Raw genomic sequence first — 16,426 nt, forward strand, 5'->3', positions numbered from 1 at the left:
GAGAACTCCCCCCTCCCCAGAGTGGCCGCGCCCCCCCCCGTCTCGGGTGGGAGCGGGCGCGCCCGCGAAGAGGCCAGCACAGTCACCTCACCCATTCTGTTGTAGCCCCCAATGCCCCAAATCCCCCACATCGTCCAGCGCATCATCGAACTGCTCAAACGCTACCCCGGCATCATCGCGCTCGGCGGTTTCCTCTCCGGCATCGGCAGTTTTATCCTGGTCGACCGCCAGGCTGGCCTTGCCAGCTGGGTAGCTGTGCTCATGCTGGTCAGCTGGCTCTGGCTGATGCTGGAAAACACCCTCACCGGCCTGTTCGCGCGCACCTTCAACCGCGAAATACCGCAGCCATTGCTGCGCTATGCGACACAGATGATCCACCAGGAATCGCTGTTCTTCGTACTGCCGTTCTTCTTCATCACCACCACCTGGAACAGCGGCCAGTTGGTGTTCACCGGCCTGCTTGGCGCCGCCGGGCTGATTTCGATCATCGATCCGCTGTACTACAAGTGGCTGGCACCGAGGCGCTGGCTGTTCCTGGCGCTGCATACCCTGACCCTGTTCGCCGCCCTGCTGACCGCGCTGCCGATCATCCTGCACCTGACCACCGCGCAAAGCTTCAAGCTGGCCCTGATCGCAGCCATGGCCCTGTCGTTTCCCAGCCTTGCCAGCAGCTTCCCGATCAACAACTGGCGCCGTGCCGTGGCCCTGGTGCTGGTCACCCTGTCGGTTGGCGGCGGGGGCTGGCTTCTGCGCTCCTGGGTGCCACCAGCAACCTTGTGGATGACCGAAGTGGCGGTCAGTACCGAAGTGCTGAACCGCCAGCCGGGCGATTCGCTGCACGAAATTGCCGCCAGCCGCATCCGTAGCAGCGGCCTGTACGCCTACACCGCGATCAACGCGCCACGCGGCCTGAACGAGCGGATCTATCACGTGTGGCAAAAGGACGGCCAGGAAGTCGATCGCATTGCCCTGGACATCCATGGCGGGCGCAAGGAAGGCTACCGGGCCTGGACCCACAAGCAGAACTTCCCGCCGAACCCGGTGGGCAAGTGGCAGGTGAGGGTACTGACAGAGGATGGGCAGGTCATCGGTGTGCTGCGCTTCAAGGTGGTCGATGACGCGCCCGCAGGGTGAGTTTAAGGGGGCCCCTTTGCGGCCCATCGCCGGCAAGCCAGCTCCCACCGGGCCAGCGATAACCCGCTCCATGTGGGAGCTGGCTTGCCGGCGATGGCGGCGATGGGCTGCAAAGCAGCCCCCAAGGTCCGTGAAGACAGCACATAATCACCAAACAGCCCATGCCCGCTGCGCTATGATCAGGCCCTAAGCCTTAGCGCCGAGTCAGTAGCATGGAGCCGATGACCACCCCCAGCGCCACCCTGGACACCAGTAGCCAACCGGCCTGCCTGCGCATTACCGGTGACTGGACCCTGGCGCACTACGCCAGCCTCAAGCGTGAGAGCGAGCGCCTGCGGGCGCAATATGCTGCCGATACCGTCGCCGACCTTAGCCAACTGGGACGCCTGGATACCGCCGGTGCCTCGCTGCTGGCCGAACTGCTCGGCTCCGAACGCCTGTCCCGCTGCACCCATGGCCTGCCCGAAGCCAGCCGCGCCCTGCTCAAGAATGTCTACTGCTCGGTGCAGGACTACTGCATTCCGGTCAAGGAACCCGAGCGTAACGTGCTGCTGTTGCTGCTAGAGCGCATCGGCTGCGCCGTTGGCACCTTGTGGCAAGACACCCTGCAGGTGCTCGGCTTCGTTGGCCTGATCCTCGAAACCCTGCTGCGCCGTGCCCTGCAACCCCATCGCTGGCGCTTTACCCCGGTCGTGGCGCACATCGAACAGACCGGTCTGGACGCCGCGCCCATCGTCGCCCTGCTGACCTTCCTGGTGGGCGCGGTGGTGGCCTTCCTCGGCGCCACGGTGCTGGCCGATTTCGGCGCGACCATCTTCACCGTCGACCTGGTGGCATTCTCGTTCCTGCGAGAGTTCGCCGTGCTGCTGACCGCCATCCTCATGGCCGGCCGCACCGCAAGCGCGTTCACCGCGCAGATCGGCTCGATGAAGGCCAACGAGGAAATCGATGCCATCCGCACCCTGGGCCTGAACCCTATGGAGATGCTGGTGGTGCCGCGCGTACTGGCGCTGTTGATTTCGCTGCCCTTGCTGACCTTCATCGCGATGATCTGCGGCATCGTCGGCGGCGCGGTGGTGTGCGCGCTGTCACTGGACATCTCGCCAGCCATGTTCCTGTCACTGCTGCAAAGCGACATCGGCGTGCAGCACTTCCTGGTCGGCCTGGCCAAGGCACCGTTCTTCGCCTTCCTGATCGCCGCGATCGGCTGCCTGGAAGGCTTCAAGGTCAGCGGCAGCGCCGAATCGGTGGGCGCGCACACCACCTCGGCGGTCGTGCAGTCGATATTCGTGGTCATCGTGCTGGATGCGGTGGCTGCGCTGTTCTTCATGGAGATGGGCTGGTGAGTGGCCAGGAACGTGTGATCGAGGCCCGCGGCATCTGTAACCGCTTCGGCCGCCAGAGCGTGCACGAAAACCTCGACCTCGACCTGTATCGCGGCGAGATACTCGCCGTGGTCGGCGGCTCGGGCAGCGGCAAGTCGGTGCTGCTACGCAGCATCATTGGCCTGCGGCGGCCCGACGAAGGGCAGATCAAGGTGTTCGGCCAGGACTTGGCCGGCCTGCGCGAAGAGCAGCGCTCACTGGTCGAACGGCGCTTCGGCGTGCTGTTTCAGAAGGGCGCGCTGTTCTCTTCGCTGACTGTCACCGAAAACGTGGCATTGCCGCTGATCGAGCACGCCGGGCTGTCCCGCGCCGATGCCGAGCACCTGGCCGGGGTGAAACTGGCCCTGGCCGGGCTGCCAATCTCGGCCGCCGACAAATACCCGGCCTCGCTGTCCGGGGGCATGATCAAGCGCGCCGCGCTGGCCCGGGCACTGGCACTGGACCCGGACATCCTGTTCCTCGACGAGCCCACCGCCGGCCTGGACCCGATCGGTGCCGCCGCCTTCGACCAGTTGATCCTTACCCTGCGTGACGCCCTGGGCCTGTCGGTGTTCCTCATCACCCACGACCTCGACACCTTGTACACCATCACCGACCGCATCGCCGTGCTGTCGCAGAAGAAGGTCCTGGTGGCCGGCCCGCTGGCTGAGGTCGAGCAAACCGACGACGCCTGGATTCAAGAATACTTTCATGGCCCACGCGGGCGCGCAGCCGAGCAGGCCGCCACCCGTGCCGGGCAGGAGCGCTGAGCAATGGAAACCCGAGCCCATCACGTTCTTATCGGCCTGGTCACCGTCCTGGTGGTGGCCGGCGCCATGCTGTTCGGCATGTGGCTGGCCAAGTCGAGTGTCGACGACGCCTTCAAGGACTACGAAGTGGTGTTCAACGAAGCCGTCTCCGGCCTGTCCCGCGGCAGCCCGGTGCAGTACAACGGCATCAAGGTAGGCGATGTGTCCACCCTGCGCCTGGACCCGAAAGACCCGCGCCGGGTACTGGCACGGGTGCGCCTGAGCGCCGACACCCCGGTGAAGGAAGACACCCAGGCCAAGCTGACCCTGGCCGGCGTGACCGGCAACTCGTTCATCCAGCTCAGCGGGGGCACCCCGCAAAGCCCCGAGTTGAAAGGCAAGGACGGCAAGCTGCCGGTGATCATCGCATCGCCCTCGCCAATCTCGCGCCTGCTCAATGACAGCAGCGACCTGGTGACCAACATCAACCTGCTGCTGCATAACGCCAACCAGATGTTTTCCGAGGACAACATCGGCCACCTCAGCAACACCCTGTCCAACCTCGACAAGACCACCGGCGCCTTCGCTGGCCAGCACGGCAGCATCACCCAGGCCATCGAGCAACTGGTGCAGGTGGGCAAGCAGGCCAGCGCCACCCTGGCCGAAACCCAGGCACTGATGCGCAATGCCAACGGCCTGCTGGGCAGCGAAGGCAAGCAGGCAATCGGCAGCGCCGAGCAGGCCATGCAGTCACTGGCCGAGAGCACCGCCACCATCAACCGCCTGCTCGAGGACAACCGCGAAGCCATCGGCGACGGTGCCCAGGGCCTGAACCAGCTGACCCCGGCGATTCGCGAGCTACGCGAAACCCTAAACGCACTCAAAGGCATTTCCCGGCAACTGGAGGCCGACCCTAGCGGCTACCTGCTCGGCCGCGACAACAACAAGGAGTTCCAACCATGAAACCGTCGCTGCGCCTGCTGGCCCTGGCGGCCGCACTGAGCCTGGCCAGTGCCTGCTCGATCCTGCCGCAGAGCGAGCCCGTCGACCTGTACCGTCTGCCGGTGAACCAGCCCGGCCGGACGGCGCCGGCGCTGGACTGGTCATTGCGCCTGAACAAGCCGCTGGCCAGCGAAGTGCTGGCCGGGCCACGGATTGCAGTGATTCCCCAGGGCGATGTGGTCAGCAGCTACAAGGGCGCGCGCTGGAGCGACGCAGTGCCGGTGCTGCTGCGCAACCGGCTGCTAGACGGTTTCCAGCGTGACGGCCAGGTAGAACGCCTTAGCGCCGACGACAGCAACCTGCAGGCCGACTACGAGTTGGCTGGCGAGCTTCAGGCGTTCCAGACCGAATACCGCGCGGGCGGGGCGGTGGAGGTGGTGATCCGCTATGACGCACGCCTGGTCCAAGGCCGCAACCAGCGCATTCTGGCCAGCAAACGCTTCGAAATTCGCCAGCCGCTGGCCGACAAGCAGGTGTCAGCAGTAGTTGCCGGTTTCGGGAAGGCCTGCGACCAGCTGACCGGGCAGGTGGTGAGTTGGACCATTGCACAGGCGGGTAGTACACAACCACCATCAGTCCGTTGAGTCAGGCCCGGTTCTATCTCCTGTCAGGGCCTCATCGCCGGCAAGCCAGCTCCCACAGGTACTTCGCATGCCTTGAAGTCTGTGAGGTCAAGGTGGGAGCTGGCTTGCCGGCGATGGGGCGCACAGCGCCCCCAAAAAAGTTAGGTGGAGAAACAATAGAAGACGAATATCGCCGCGATCACACCGGAAAACTCCGCCAGCAAGGCGCAGCCGACGGCATGGCGCACGCGCTGGATACCCACCGCACCAAAGTAAACCGCCAGCACGTAGAAGGTGGTTTCGGTACTCCCCTGAATCGTCGCCGCCACCAGCGCCGGGAAGCTGTCCACACCGTGGGTCTGCATGGTCTCGATCAGCATCGCCCGCGCCGCACTGCCGGAGAACGGTTTGACCAGCGCCGTGGGCAAGCCCTCGACGAAGCGGGTGTCCAGGCCCAGCCCAGTCACCGCATGACGAATACCGTCCAAGGCCAGCTCCAGGGCGCCTGAGGCCCGCAATACACCCACCGCCACCAGCATCGCCACCAGGTAAGGCAACAGGCCCTTGGCCACATCGAAACCTTCCTTGGCGCCTTCGACAAAGGCTTCATACACCTTGACCCGCTTCAAGGCGCCGATCACCAGGAACAGGGTGATCACGCCAAACAACGTGAGGTTGCCCAGGATCGACGACAGGCTGGCCAGCGCGGCCGCCGAAAGGGTGCCGAGAAAGGCCATGAAGCCGCCCAGCAGCAAGGCACCGGGAATCAGGTAGGCAAGCACTACCGGGTCCCACAGGCGCAGGCGCTGCATCACTGCCACCGACAGCAGGCCGACCAAGGTGGAGACGCTGGTGGCCAGCAGGATTGGCAGGAACACCATGGTCGGGTCCGCCGCACCTTGCTGGGCCCGATACATGAAGATGGTCACAGGCAGCAGGGTCAACGACGATGCGTTGAGCACCAGGAACAGGATCTGCGCGTTGCTCGCCGTGGTACTGCTGGGGTTCAACTCCTGCAGCGCGCGCATGGCCTTCAGGCCGATCGGCGTGGCGGCGTTGTCCAGCCCCAGGCCGTTGGCGGCGAAGTTCATGGTGATCAGGCCCAGGGCCGGGTGGCCGGGCGGAACTTCCGGCATCAGCCGGGCAAACAGCGGGCCGAGCACCTTGGCCAGCCACTCGACGATGCCAGCCTTCTCGGCGATCTTGAGAAAGCCCAGCCACAGGGTCAGCGTGCCGAACAACAGCACCATCACCTCGACCGACAACTTGGCCATGGCGAATATGCTCTCGACCATCGCCGCGAAGATGCCGGCGTTGCCGCCTATTAGCCATTGGGCCAGGGCGGACACTGCCGCCACCAGGAAAAAGCCAAGCCAAAGGCCGTTGAGCATCCGTGTGTTCCCCCTGAAAAATGCCCGAATGATAGCGTATCGGGGCCTGTGACTGGCGATCGCGATCCTTTGTAGGAGCGGCCTTGTGTCGCGAAAGGGGTGCGCAGCGCCCCCCAAGATTTCAGCTCCGCTGCACAAATTGCCGGGGCCGCTCTGCGGCCCTTTCGCGACACAAGGCCGCTCCTACAAGGGTTCGCAATTGGCTCCCAAGATCTCACAGGCAACAAAAAGCCCCGACAAGTCGGGGCTTTTGGTCAAACAGCAGTCAGGCTCAGCGCTTGGCAGCTTCGCCAACCATGGCCGCTTCCTGCTTGCCGGCCATCAGCGAGGCGTAGTACTTCTCGCCCTTGGCGGCGTCGTACATGCCTTCCCAGCGCGCGATGACCAGGGCTGCCAGGGCGTTGCCCACAACGTTCAAGGCGGTACGGGCCATGTCCATGATGCGGTCGACACCGGCGATGAAGGCCAGGCCTTCCAGCGGGATACCCACGCTGCCCAGGGTGGCCAGCAGCACCACGAAAGAAACACCCGGTACGCCAGCGATACCCTTGGAGGTGACCATCAGGGTCAGCACCAGCAGCAGCTGCTGGCTCCACGACAGATCGATACCGTACAGCTGGGCAATGAAGATGGCCGCGATGCTCTGGTACAGGGTCGAGCCGTCGAGGTTGAACGAGTAGCCGGTCGGTACCACGAACGAGCAGATCGACTTCGGCGCACCGTACTTCTCCATCTTCTCGATCACGCGCGGCAGCACGGTTTCCGAGCTGGAGGTGGAGTAAGCGAGAATCAGCTCATCTTTCATGATGCGCATGATCTTGATCACCGAGAAGCCGAACAGGCGGGCAACCAGGCCCAGCACCATGAAGGCGAAGAAGGCGATGGCGAAGTACACCAGTACCACCAGCTTGGCCAGCGGCAGCAGCGAGCTGAACCCGAAGTTGGCCACGGTCACGGCGATCAGGGCGAACACGCCGATAGGGGCGTAGTTCATGATCATGTGGGTGACCTTGAACATGGTCTCGGAAACCGCCTGGAAAGTACGCACCAGCGGGTCGCGCAGCTCTGCCTGCAGGCTCGACAGACCCAGGCCGAACATCACCGAGAAGAAGATGATCGGCAGCATTTCGCCACGCATCAGCGCTGCGAAGATGTTCGACGGGATCAGGTTCAGCAGGGTTTCGATGAACGCATGCTCATGCTGCACCTCGGCCGCGGTAGCCTGGTACTTGGAGATGTCCACTGTACCCAGGGTGCTCATGTCGATGCCGGCGCCCGGGTGGAACAGGTTGGCCAACACCAGGCCGACGACGATGGCGATGGTGGTCACCACTTCGAAGTAGATGATGGTCTTCAGGCCGATGCTGCCCAGTTTCTTCGCGTCGCCAACCCCGGCGATACCCACGATCAGCGACGAAATCACGATCGGGACAACGATCATCTTGATCAGGCGAATGAAGATGTCACCAGCGGGCTGGAGGACGTTGCTGATCCACCATGCCTTTTCTGCACTGAAATGATTCAGTAGAGCGCCGATTGCAACACCCAGGACCAGACCGATGACGATCTGCCAGGCGAGGCTCAGTTTTGCCTTCTTCATGTCTTTACCCTTTGTTCTAGTGGTCATGGGCACCCAACGGAAACGCGCGTAACAGAGCCGTTGGCTAGGTCACGGGCAGCAGCTGCTTCCGTCCGGCGACTTCATGTAAGGACACCGCAGGCGAGCGATAGGGCGCTCGGCCGGCGAAAAAGGCGGCAACTATTGCGATGGCAAAGGGGGAAATCTAATGCCTGAAGCGCATGGCCCATGCCGTTTATGCATAACGTTTCTGACCAGAACGAGAGGTTCGCAAGTGCTTGATTTACAACGTTCGGAATCCCGAACAAGACCAAACCGCCATATTTAGGCAGATTTGGCAGGGTAAAAAGGACAGGGGCGATGGCTCGTTCGACAATCCGAATGGCCGAAATGCCACTTGAACAAGCGCCGAGCTGATCGAAAAAAATTGATGTGCGGTCGAGACAAAATGTGTCTCGAAGAGGAAATCGCGCAGGGAAGAGACGTTTCCTACATGGCTCCTCGGAAGTCAGGTCTGGTCAGATGCCCCTATGGCACCGCCGACCTGAAACTTCCGATTCCGCCTTTCCTGACCCGGCCCATTGCTGGAGGCACTCCCTGTACCCCTAGGCCACTCCGATCCTGCAACAATCAGAACAGCCCGGCCCCTTGGTCATGTGCAGCCCCTCCTCGGGGCGGCGCATCATAGAAGGCTGAAATATAGACAGGTTCAGCTTCTATTACGTGACAGTGCATGACCTTTCATCCGTACCGGCTACAAACGCTCAGTACCAGTTCGGGTCACGCTTGAGCTGCTCCTGCAGCATTGCCTTCATGCCGTCATCCGGCTCACCCAGCCAGCGGTACTGCGCGTGGCGGGTAGGCGACTTGTCGTTCGGCAGACCTTCGGGCACCTCCACGAGCATCCCGTAGGCATCATCCTTGTCCCAGCTGAACGCCACGATCAGGCGCTTGTAGGTGCAGTTGTCCTGGCCTTCGCACAACGGGCCGACCAGGTACTTGTCGCCGTCTTCGGTGACGGCAGACATCTGCTGCTGGGAACTGCCGGTCAGATTGACCACCCAGTCAGGCAGGCGTTCCTCGCCTTTGATCGTGTCCTGCCAGGTTTCCCTGTACTCCGGGTCCGAGCCGAGCAACTGGTCGACCCGGACCTGGCCGTCATTGGCCGCCATCGCCGCCGCACTGCCACCCAGTAACAGGGCGGCAGCCAGGGCTGTCCAACGCTTCCTGCCCATCTTCAACCTCGTCCACGTCCAAAGAAGAAGGAGGCTACGAACAGCACCAGGAAGACAATGAACAGAATCTTCGCGATACCCGTGGCAGCGCCCGCGATACCACCGAAGCCCAGTACGGCGGCGACAATGGCGATGATGAGGAAAGTGATAGCCCAACTCAGCATGGTGGTTCTCCTTTCTTTTTCGGAATCGGTTCAACCGGCGGTCAGAACACCCAGCGGTCCTGGGGTACGACATTTTCCAAGGTGCCCGGTGACGCACTGGCCTGGCCGGTTGGCAGCGGGTCGGCGGCCTTGACCAGGGTGTTGGCACGGGTTGCCTGAATGTGCGTCAACAGGGCGGTCTGCGCCGCCACTTGCTCGGCCAGGCGCGCGGTCTGCCAGCTGTAATAGAAGAGGCCAGCGGCCAAAGTCAGTACCAGCGCCAGGCCGAGTGACAACACCTGGCGCAGGGGCAGTGCGGCGCTCTGCAAGCGGTTGACGGATTGGCAGTTCATGCCGGCTCCTCCTGCTGTAATTCTTGTTCAAACCTGAATAAGTAATTGCAGCCTGCATGCCAGCCTTTTGATTCAAATAAAATCCTTTAAAATCAAGTATTTACACATGAAGGCGATAATCGACAGGGACGTATCCTGCACGATGCCTTCCGTGGGGTCGTGCGAATTGCACGATCAACCTTCGACCTTGGTCGCTACCTTGAGCAGGTCGGCATCCACCCCGCGCACGCCGATGATCTGCCTAGCGATTTCCACGGCGATGGTTTTCTGCTCGCTGCTGACCACCTCGCCTGAAAGCCGAACCAGCCCCTCTTCGCTGGCCACTTTCAGGTTCAGGCCATCGAGGTTGCGGCTGAAGCGGTAGCTGTTCTGGATCTTGTCGATGATCCAGCTGTCACTCGGCTGCGGCCCGGTCGGCAGCCCAACCGGAGCTTCCCGGGCCTTCGCCATGGCGGCGGTATCGAGGCTGACCAGGTTGTTGACCAGGTGTACGCCCTCGGTGGTGCGCGCCACCACGCCGGCCAGCTCCTTGGCCTCGGCACTGTCGACCTTGCCGCGCAGGGTCACCACACCTTCGCTGCTCTGTACATCTATAGGTGCCTTCTCGGTTATGCGGCTCCATAGCAGCCGAGCACGGATCACGGCGGCCAGGGTGGCATCCTCCAGGCGCTGGGCGTAGGCACGCAACGCCAGCGGGCGCTCCACCAGCTGGGCATTGACCCGCAGTTGGTTGTCAACCTGCTCGATGCCACGGGTAGCCAGAGCCACATGCTCTGCCAGCTGGCGCTCGACGTCGTTCTCCACCTCACCGGAAAGCCGCGCCTGCTTGCCATCCACCTCGACCTGAATACGGAACGGGTCGAGCATGCGGTTCAGCGACAGGGCAGTTTGCAGGGCCCCCTCCAGGCGGGCGTCTTGCACCGGATCGGCGAATACCGGCGTGAACACCGGTAGCAATGTGGCTGCCAACATGGCGGCTCGGATGGAAAAGGGCATGGCAGTGCCTCCTTTTGTAGGCAAAAACTGAAAATCCTCGCAACCAATGTGCCACCGTGCGCCTCTAAGAAAATCATCTGGATAGCGCGGCCTCCACGCGCTGATTGGCCAGTGGCTAGCATGCAAAGGACAGGTTCCTTCACAATGGACCATGCAACTTGCCCGATTTTTCCCACACTAAATGAAGATCTTTCCTAAAGGAGCGCAGCACATGGAGTCAGCCCAGGACAACCAAGGCCGCATTCTGCTGGTGGATGACGAGTCCGCGATCCTGCGCACCTTCCGCTACTGCCTGGAGGACGAGGGCTACAATGTGGCAACGGCCAACAGCGCCGCCCAGGCCGAAGCCTTGCTGCAGCGCCAAGTATTCGACCTGTGCTTCCTCGATTTGCGCCTGGGCGAGGACAACGGCCTCGATGTGCTGGCGCAGATGCGTATCCAGGCCCCCTGGATGCGGGTGGTGATCGTCACCGCGCACTCAGCGATCGATACGGCGGTAGACGCGATCCAGGCCGGCGCCGCCGATTACCTGGTAAAGCCGTGCAGCCCCGACCAGCTGCGCCTGGCTACCGCCAAACAGTTGGAAGTGCGCCAGCTTTCCGCGCGACTGGAGGCCCTGGAAGGTGAAGTGCGCAAACCCAAGGACGGCCTCGACTCGCACAGCCCGGCCATGATGGCGGTACTGGAAACCGCCCGCCAGGTCGCTACCACCGACGCCAACATCCTCATCCTTGGCGAGTCGGGCACAGGTAAAGGTGAACTGGCCCGGGCCATCCACGGCTGGAGCAAGCGCGCGCGCAAATCCTGCGTGACCATCAACTGCCCGTCACTGAACGCCGAGCTGATGGAAAGCGAGTTGTTCGGCCACACCCGCGGCGCCTTCACCGGCGCCAGCGAAAGCACCCTGGGGCGAGTCAACCAGGCAGATGGGGGCACGCTATTCCTCGACGAGATCGGCGATTTCCCGCTGACCTTGCAGCCCAAACTGCTGCGTTTCATCCAGGACAAGGAATACGAGCGCGTCGGCGACCCGGTCACCCGTCGCGCCGATGTGCGTATCCTCGCCGCCACCAACCTCAACCTCGAAGAGATGGTGCGTGAGAGCCGTTTCCGCGAAGACCTGTTGTATCGCCTGAACGTCATCACTTTGCACCTGCCGCCGCTGCGCGAGCGCAGTGAAGACATCCTGACCTTGGCCGACCGCTTTCTCGCCCGCTTCGTCAAGGAATACTCTCGGCCTGCGCGCGGCTTCAGTGACGAAGCCCGCACAGCCCTGCTCAACTACCGCTGGCCCGGCAACATTCGCGAACTGCGTAACGTGGTGGAGCGGGCCAGTATCATCTGCCCGCAGGAACGCGTGGAAATCAGCCACCTGGGCATGGGCGAGCAGCCTGCTGGTAACGCCCCTCGCATAGGCGCCGCGCTGAGCCTTGATGAGCTTGAGCGCGCCCACATTGGCGCGGTGCTGGCCGCCAGTGACACCCTTGACCAGGCCGCCAAGACCCTGGGGATCGATGCATCCACCCTGTACCGCAAGCGCAAGCAGTACAACCTATGAAATGGCCGCCCATGAAGCTGCGCACGCGGCTTTTCCTCAGCATTTCGGCGCTGGTCACCGTGGCCCTGCTCGGGTTGCTGCTGGGCCTGGTCAGCGTGCTGCAGATGGCCACGGTGCAGCAGCGACTGGTGCGCGATACCACCCACACCTTGGAAATAGGGCTGAAGTTGCGCCAGAACCTTGGCGAACAGTTGACCCTGATCCTCGATGACGAGACCGCCCCGGAAAACCTGCGGCTGCTGCAAGACAACTTCCAGACCCTGCTCAACCAAGGGCTGGACCAAGGTGGCGAGCGCACCGGCTTCAGCAAGGCCAGCAGCAACTACCAGGCCTTCCTCCAGGCCTACCGCGACAGCCCGGCGCCCTCCCGCAGCATGGGCGTTGACCAACCACTCGGGGCCGCGTTCAACCAGGTCCGCACCGATCTGATCGATTCCCACAAGCAGGCCTTGGAGCACATCACCCGCAGCGAGGAACACACCCGCGCCCACGCCCTCCTGGTCAGCGGCGTACTCGGCCTGATGGGTTTGGTGGTACTGGTACTGGGCTTCATCACCGCGCACAACATCGCCCGGCGCTTCGGCCAGCCGATCGAAGCATTGGCTAAAGCGGCCGACCAACTCGGCAAGGGCGATTTCGACGTCACCCTGCCGGTCACACAGGCCACCGAACTGAACCAGCTCACCCGCCGCTTCGGCCTGATGGCCGATGCCTTGCGCAAGCACCAGGCCACCAACGTCGATGAACTGCTGGCTGGCCAGCAACGCTTGCAGGCCGTGCTGGACAGCATCGACGATGGCCTGCTGATCATTGATCGCCAGGGCCGCCTGGAACACCTCAACCCGGTGGCGCAGCGCCAGCTGGGCTGGACCGACAGCCGCGCCGGCAGCAGCCTGGCCGAAGCCCTGCAGCGCCCGGAACTGGAACAGCAGCTACGGCAGGTACTGCGCGGCGGCAACCTCGACCGCCAGCCAGACGACCTGAACATGGAGGTCGATGACGAAACGCGCCTGCTCGCCTACAGCCTGACCCCGGTCAGCCACCCGCAAGGGCCGATACTTGGCGCAGTGATGGTGCTGCATGATGTAACCGAGCAGCGCGCCTTCGAACGCGTGCGCAGCGAGTTCGTGCTGCGCGCTTCTCACGAGTTGCGCACCCCGGTGACTGGCATGCACATGGCCTTCGGCCTGTTGCGCGAGCGGCTCAAGTTCCCGCCAGAGGCGCGCGAGCATGACCTGCTGGAGACCATCGGCGAGGAAATGCAGCGCCTGACCCAGTTGATCAACGACCTGCTCAACTTCAGCCGCTACCAGAGCGGGATGCAGAAGCTCGAGCTGGCTCCCTGCGCCATAGACGAACTGCTGGAACGTGCACAACATCGCTTTGCCGAGCCAGCGGCGAACAAGCAGATCGAGTTGATCACGGAGCTGGAGCCGCCGCTACCGCGTATCCAGGCCGATGTCACCCAACTCGACCGGGTGCTGGACAACCTGTTGCACAATGCCATCCGCCATACCGCCAGCGGCGGTCGTATCCGCCTGCATGCACGACGGCATGCGGAGCGGGTCATCATCAGTGTCGAGGACAACGGCGAAGGCATTGCCTATGGGCAACAGGGGCGCATCTTCGAGCCCTTCGTGCAGGTAGGGCGCAAGAAAGGCGGCGCGGGGCTGGGGTTGGCGCTGTGCAAAGAGATCGTGCAACTGCATGGCGGGCGCATGGGCGTGTTTTCCCGACCGGGGCAGGGGACCCAGTTCTACATGGCACTACCGGTCTGAATGTACCCTGCCCCCAGCCCCATCTTCGGTGCCGGATCAGTCAATGCTCAACCCGCCGCGGCAGCCGACCTCGAGTCACCAGTTCGGCAAACTGCCGGGCATTCAGTGGCCGGGCAAAAAGCCAGCCCTGGCCATAATTGACCCCTTCGCTGTTCAGCAGCACCGCTTGGTCTTCACACTCGATTCCTTCGGCAATCACCCGCAGGTGCAGGTCGTGAGCCATGCGAATGATATGCGGGGCAACACCGCTACTGGCGGCGTCGTGCCCCAAGGCATCGATAAACGCCTTGTCGATCTTCAGGCAGTCCACTGGCAGGGTTTGCAGGTACGCCAGGCTGCAATAGCCAGTCCCAAAATCGTCGATCAGCACTTGATGCCCCACTGCGCGCAGCGCCTGGAGGTTGTCGCGGGCCACAACCACATCGATCAGGCCGCGCTCGGTCACCTCGAAGGCGATCTGGCTGGCCGACACACGGTGCAAGGCCAGCAAGCGTGCCGCCACCCGCCCGATGCGCGGCACCATCACATCACAGGCCGCCAGATTCACCGAAATGTACAAGTTGGGATGCGAGCGCAGCAGTTGCCCTAGCTGTTCCAGCACACGCTGCAGGACAAAGTCCGTGATCTGGCGAATCTGCCCGGTGTTTTCCGCCAAAGGGATGAACAGGTCCGGGCTGGTCAGGGTACCGTCCGGGCGGCGCCAGCGCACCAGAGCCTCGGCCCCGACACAGCGTCGGCTGTCGAGCTCGAAGATCGGCTGGTAGAGCACCTGCAGTTCGCCGCGACGCAAGGCATTCTGCAATTCCGAGCTCATCGACCGCCGCTGCAGGATCAGTTGCAGTACCAGCCAGCCGATGCAACAGGCCGCCAGTACACTGCCGGGGAACAGAAGCCAGAGCATGCCGTTCATCCTCAACGGCAGGCTCGCCCGCGGGGCGATCAGCACCAACTGGTAGTCCGGTGACTTGGTCGGCATTCGGTAGATCAGTCGATCGCTGAGTTCAAGCAGCGACTTGTGGCTGGTTGACCAGGCCGAAGGAGGCGGCCATACCTGCGGTGGCCCCAGCACGGGGATGGCCCGGGCACCGTTGTCCAACACCACCACAAGGCTGCCGCCCGGGGGCAGGTCGACCACATCGGTCAGGTGCCCACGAGAGGTGGATACCACGAACTTGCCCCTCCCAAGCATCAGCGCGGCCAGGTTCTCGTTCGGCTCGGTCGTGGTGTTCAGCCAGTAGCTGTAGGTCGGCCCTTGGATGTCGGGGGCGCGCAAGGGTTCGAACGCCCGCTCGTCACCGCGGTTTGAGCAGGCCACATCTCCATCCACGTACGCCGCTTCATAAATGAAGCGGGAACTCAGACCTACCTGCTGCAATGCCGTCAGCATCGCCGGGCTGCAGCCGCGCAAGGGTTGCGCCTGCAGCAGGTCGACCCCTTCGCGCAACTGGCCGAACACCTGCTCGAGGCGCTCCAGAAAGCGTTCGCCCTGGGCGTTCATCTGTGCACTCTCGCTTTGCTTCATCTGTTGCAGGGCAATGCCGATGCTTGCAGAAAGCAACAGTGCCGCGCTGGCCAGTGCTGCCAACGTGGCCAGCATCCAGGGACGGTAAAAAATTTGGCGCAGCAAGGCGATGAGGGCTGACATCGAGGGCATCCAGTTGATTACTAGGTTATAGCAACTGAATCAGGAATCACCTTTGCCGTTTGGCGCTTCGCTACAAGCGCCGAAGGCCGCTTCTAAACAAGAGCCCGTCTCACCTTGGCAGATCAACGCATCCGGTTGAGCACCTGCAGCATCGCCGCCGTCTGCGCATCCGGCATGCCATCGAAGCGCTGCGGGCGGAAACGCATCTGGAACGCGGCGATCACATGGCGGGTGGCAACATCCAGTACCCCAGTCTGCTCGATCGCATAGCCAAACCGCGCCAGCTCCTGCTGGTACCAGCCAACGCTCGGCGGGTTGACGCTGAAATAGGCTTGCTGCCGTGCCACGGCAGTTGCATCCGGCCAGACCCCCAGCCCGGCGTCGGCCAGGCGTTTCCACGGAAATAGCGGCCCCGGGTCAAGCTTGCGCAGCGGCGCGATATCGCTGTGGCCAATGATGTGCCGTGGCTCGATGTTGTTACGCTTGACGATGTCCTTGAGCAGCGCGATCAGCGACTGGACCTGCGCTTCGCTGTAAGGGTGCCAGACCCGCCCATTCGGCGTGTCGGTGAAGCCCGGGTTGACGATTTCGATACCGATGGACGAGGAGTTCAGCCAGGTCCGCCCCTGCCACTGGCTATCACCGGCATGCCAGGCGCGGCGGCTTTCATCCACCAGCTGGTACACCGTTGCCGGGCCGTCACCAATCAGGTAATGGCTGCTGACTTCGCCATGGGTCAGCAACGCCAGGGAACGCTCCAGCGAAGCATTGGTGTAGTGCAGGACAACGAACTGGATGCGGTTGTCCTGGTTGACCGAAGGGTGGCTACGGTCGATGCGCAGGCCCGTCGAGCAACCGGCGACAGACAACAGCAGGAAGGAAATCAGGGTTTTTTTAAGCGTGGAAAGCACGTCAGTGGCCTCAGCGTATGAGCGC

General features: G+C 62.9%; 15 protein-coding genes. 7 read left to right on the plus strand and 8 right to left on the minus strand.

Annotation, left to right across the window (positions count from 1 at the left end; genetic code table 11):
• The first annotated feature begins 111 nt into the window (after nt 1-111).
• The 5 genes from ACLCGK_RS23495 to ACLCGK_RS23515 all read left to right on the plus strand — a co-directional run bounded on the left by ACLCGK_RS23495 (nt 112) and on the right by ACLCGK_RS23515 (nt 4,833).
• Nucleotides 112-1,134: a DUF5924 family protein gene (locus tag ACLCGK_RS23495; RefSeq protein ID WP_015268494.1), complete on the plus strand. Its 1,023-nt coding sequence runs from the start codon at nt 112-114 to the stop codon at nt 1,132-1,134.
• 212 nt (nt 1,135-1,346) lie between these two features.
• Nucleotides 1,347-2,480 carry an ABC transporter permease gene (locus tag ACLCGK_RS23500; RefSeq protein WP_410953077.1) on the plus strand — a complete coding sequence of 378 codons (1,134 nt, stop codon included), beginning with the start codon at nt 1,347-1,349 and terminating at the stop codon, nt 2,478-2,480.
• The gene (locus ACLCGK_RS23505) at nt 2,477-3,268 is read left to right on the plus strand and encodes an ABC transporter ATP-binding protein (RefSeq protein ID WP_410953078.1); all 792 of its coding nucleotides are present in this window, start codon (nt 2,477-2,479) and stop codon (nt 3,266-3,268) included. Before ACLCGK_RS23500 ends, ACLCGK_RS23505 begins: the two co-directional genes overlap by 4 nt.
• Nucleotides 3,269-3,271: 3 nt before the next feature.
• A complete protein-coding gene (locus ACLCGK_RS23510) occupies nt 3,272-4,210 on the plus strand; it encodes an MlaD family protein (RefSeq protein ID WP_003256978.1) in 939 nt (312 codons plus the stop codon).
• The gene (locus tag ACLCGK_RS23515; RefSeq protein WP_410953079.1) at nt 4,207-4,833 is read left to right on the plus strand and encodes an ABC-type transport auxiliary lipoprotein family protein; all 627 of its coding nucleotides are present in this window, start codon (nt 4,207-4,209) and stop codon (nt 4,831-4,833) included. The genes ACLCGK_RS23510 and ACLCGK_RS23515 overlap by 4 nt, the downstream gene beginning before the upstream one ends.
• 140 nt (nt 4,834-4,973) lie before the next feature.
• On the opposite strand, the gene ACLCGK_RS23520 is transcribed toward ACLCGK_RS23515, so the two are convergent.
• From ACLCGK_RS23520 to ACLCGK_RS23545, 6 genes are all read right to left on the minus strand, one after another.
• A complete protein-coding gene (locus tag ACLCGK_RS23520; RefSeq protein WP_410953080.1) occupies nt 4,974-6,203 on the minus strand; it encodes a nucleoside recognition domain-containing protein in 1,230 nt (409 codons plus the stop codon).
• 271 nt (nt 6,204-6,474) lie between these two features.
• On the minus strand, nt 6,475-7,803 hold the full coding sequence (gene gltP, locus ACLCGK_RS23525; RefSeq protein WP_003256981.1) for a glutamate/aspartate:proton symporter GltP: 1,329 nt from the start codon (nt 7,801-7,803) through the stop codon (nt 6,475-6,477).
• Nucleotides 7,804-8,546: 743 nt separating this feature from the next.
• Nucleotides 8,547-9,017, minus strand: coding sequence for an inhibitor of vertebrate lysozyme family protein (locus tag ACLCGK_RS23530; protein ID WP_061305082.1), 471 nt, complete (start codon nt 9,015-9,017; stop codon nt 8,547-8,549).
• Nucleotides 9,018-9,019: 2 nt separating this feature from the next.
• Nucleotides 9,020-9,181: a DUF1328 domain-containing protein gene (locus ACLCGK_RS23535; RefSeq protein ID WP_003252966.1), complete on the minus strand. Its 162-nt coding sequence runs from the start codon at nt 9,179-9,181 to the stop codon at nt 9,020-9,022.
• 41 nt (nt 9,182-9,222) lie between these two features.
• Nucleotides 9,223-9,513: a hypothetical protein gene (locus ACLCGK_RS23540; RefSeq protein ID WP_015268487.1), complete on the minus strand. Its 291-nt coding sequence runs from the start codon at nt 9,511-9,513 to the stop codon at nt 9,223-9,225.
• Between the two features lie 174 nt (nt 9,514-9,687).
• A complete protein-coding gene (locus ACLCGK_RS23545) occupies nt 9,688-10,509 on the minus strand; it encodes a BON domain-containing protein (protein WP_410953081.1) in 822 nt (273 codons plus the stop codon).
• A 211-nt stretch (nt 10,510-10,720) separates the two neighbouring features.
• Here ACLCGK_RS23545 and algB point away from each other — a divergent pair, with 211 nt between their 5' ends.
• Both algB and ACLCGK_RS23555 read left to right on the plus strand, forming a co-directional pair.
• The gene (gene algB, locus ACLCGK_RS23550; RefSeq protein ID WP_015268485.1) at nt 10,721-12,067 is read left to right on the plus strand and encodes a sigma-54-dependent response regulator transcription factor AlgB; all 1,347 of its coding nucleotides are present in this window, start codon (nt 10,721-10,723) and stop codon (nt 12,065-12,067) included.
• On the plus strand, nt 12,064-13,845 hold the full coding sequence (locus ACLCGK_RS23555; protein WP_410953082.1) for a KinB sensor domain-containing domain: 1,782 nt from the start codon (nt 12,064-12,066) through the stop codon (nt 13,843-13,845). The genes algB and ACLCGK_RS23555 overlap by 4 nt, the downstream gene beginning before the upstream one ends.
• A gap of 40 nt (nt 13,846-13,885) precedes the next feature.
• Here the strand turns inward: ACLCGK_RS23555 and ACLCGK_RS23560 are convergent, their stop codons facing one another.
• Both ACLCGK_RS23560 and ACLCGK_RS23565 read right to left on the minus strand, forming a co-directional pair.
• Nucleotides 13,886-15,490, minus strand: coding sequence for an EAL domain-containing protein (locus tag ACLCGK_RS23560; RefSeq protein WP_015268483.1), 1,605 nt, complete (start codon nt 15,488-15,490; stop codon nt 13,886-13,888).
• Between the two features lie 122 nt (nt 15,491-15,612).
• Entirely contained in the window at nt 15,613-16,401 is a 789-nt protein-coding gene (locus ACLCGK_RS23565; protein WP_410953083.1) for an N-acetylmuramoyl-L-alanine amidase, read from the minus strand.
• Nucleotides 16,402-16,426 lie beyond the last annotated feature (25 nt).

This window comes from Pseudomonas sp. S1(2024), assembly GCF_046557535.1.

Bases quoted from the DNA above. Each gene is read 5' to 3' on its own strand.
- ACLCGK_RS23500 (WP_410953077.1), top strand. From the start codon at position 1,347: ATGGAGCCGATGACCACCCCCAGCGCCACCCTGGACACCAGTAGCCAA.
- gltP (WP_003256981.1), bottom strand. From the start codon at position 7,803: ATGAAGAAGGCAAAACTGAGCCTCGCCTGGCAGATCGTCATCGGTCTG.
- ACLCGK_RS23535 (WP_003252966.1), bottom strand. From the start codon at position 9,181: ATGCTGAGTTGGGCTATCACTTTCCTCATCATCGCCATTGTCGCCGCC.
- ACLCGK_RS23545 (WP_410953081.1), bottom strand. From the start codon at position 10,509: ATGCCCTTTTCCATCCGAGCCGCCATGTTGGCAGCCACATTGCTACCG.
- ACLCGK_RS23495 (WP_015268494.1), top strand. From the start codon at position 112: ATGCCCCAAATCCCCCACATCGTCCAGCGCATCATCGAACTGCTCAAA.
- ACLCGK_RS23540 (WP_015268487.1), bottom strand. From the start codon at position 9,513: ATGAACTGCCAATCCGTCAACCGCTTGCAGAGCGCCGCACTGCCCCTG.
- ACLCGK_RS23515 (WP_410953079.1), top strand. From the start codon at position 4,207: ATGAAACCGTCGCTGCGCCTGCTGGCCCTGGCGGCCGCACTGAGCCTG.
- ACLCGK_RS23520 (WP_410953080.1), bottom strand. From the start codon at position 6,203: ATGCTCAACGGCCTTTGGCTTGGCTTTTTCCTGGTGGCGGCAGTGTCC.
- ACLCGK_RS23530 (WP_061305082.1), bottom strand. From the start codon at position 9,017: ATGGGCAGGAAGCGTTGGACAGCCCTGGCTGCCGCCCTGTTACTGGGT.
- ACLCGK_RS23555 (WP_410953082.1), top strand. From the start codon at position 12,064: ATGAAATGGCCGCCCATGAAGCTGCGCACGCGGCTTTTCCTCAGCATT.
- ACLCGK_RS23510 (WP_003256978.1), top strand. From the start codon at position 3,272: ATGGAAACCCGAGCCCATCACGTTCTTATCGGCCTGGTCACCGTCCTG.
- algB (WP_015268485.1), top strand. From the start codon at position 10,721: ATGGAGTCAGCCCAGGACAACCAAGGCCGCATTCTGCTGGTGGATGAC.
- ACLCGK_RS23560 (WP_015268483.1), bottom strand. From the start codon at position 15,490: ATGTCAGCCCTCATCGCCTTGCTGCGCCAAATTTTTTACCGTCCCTGG.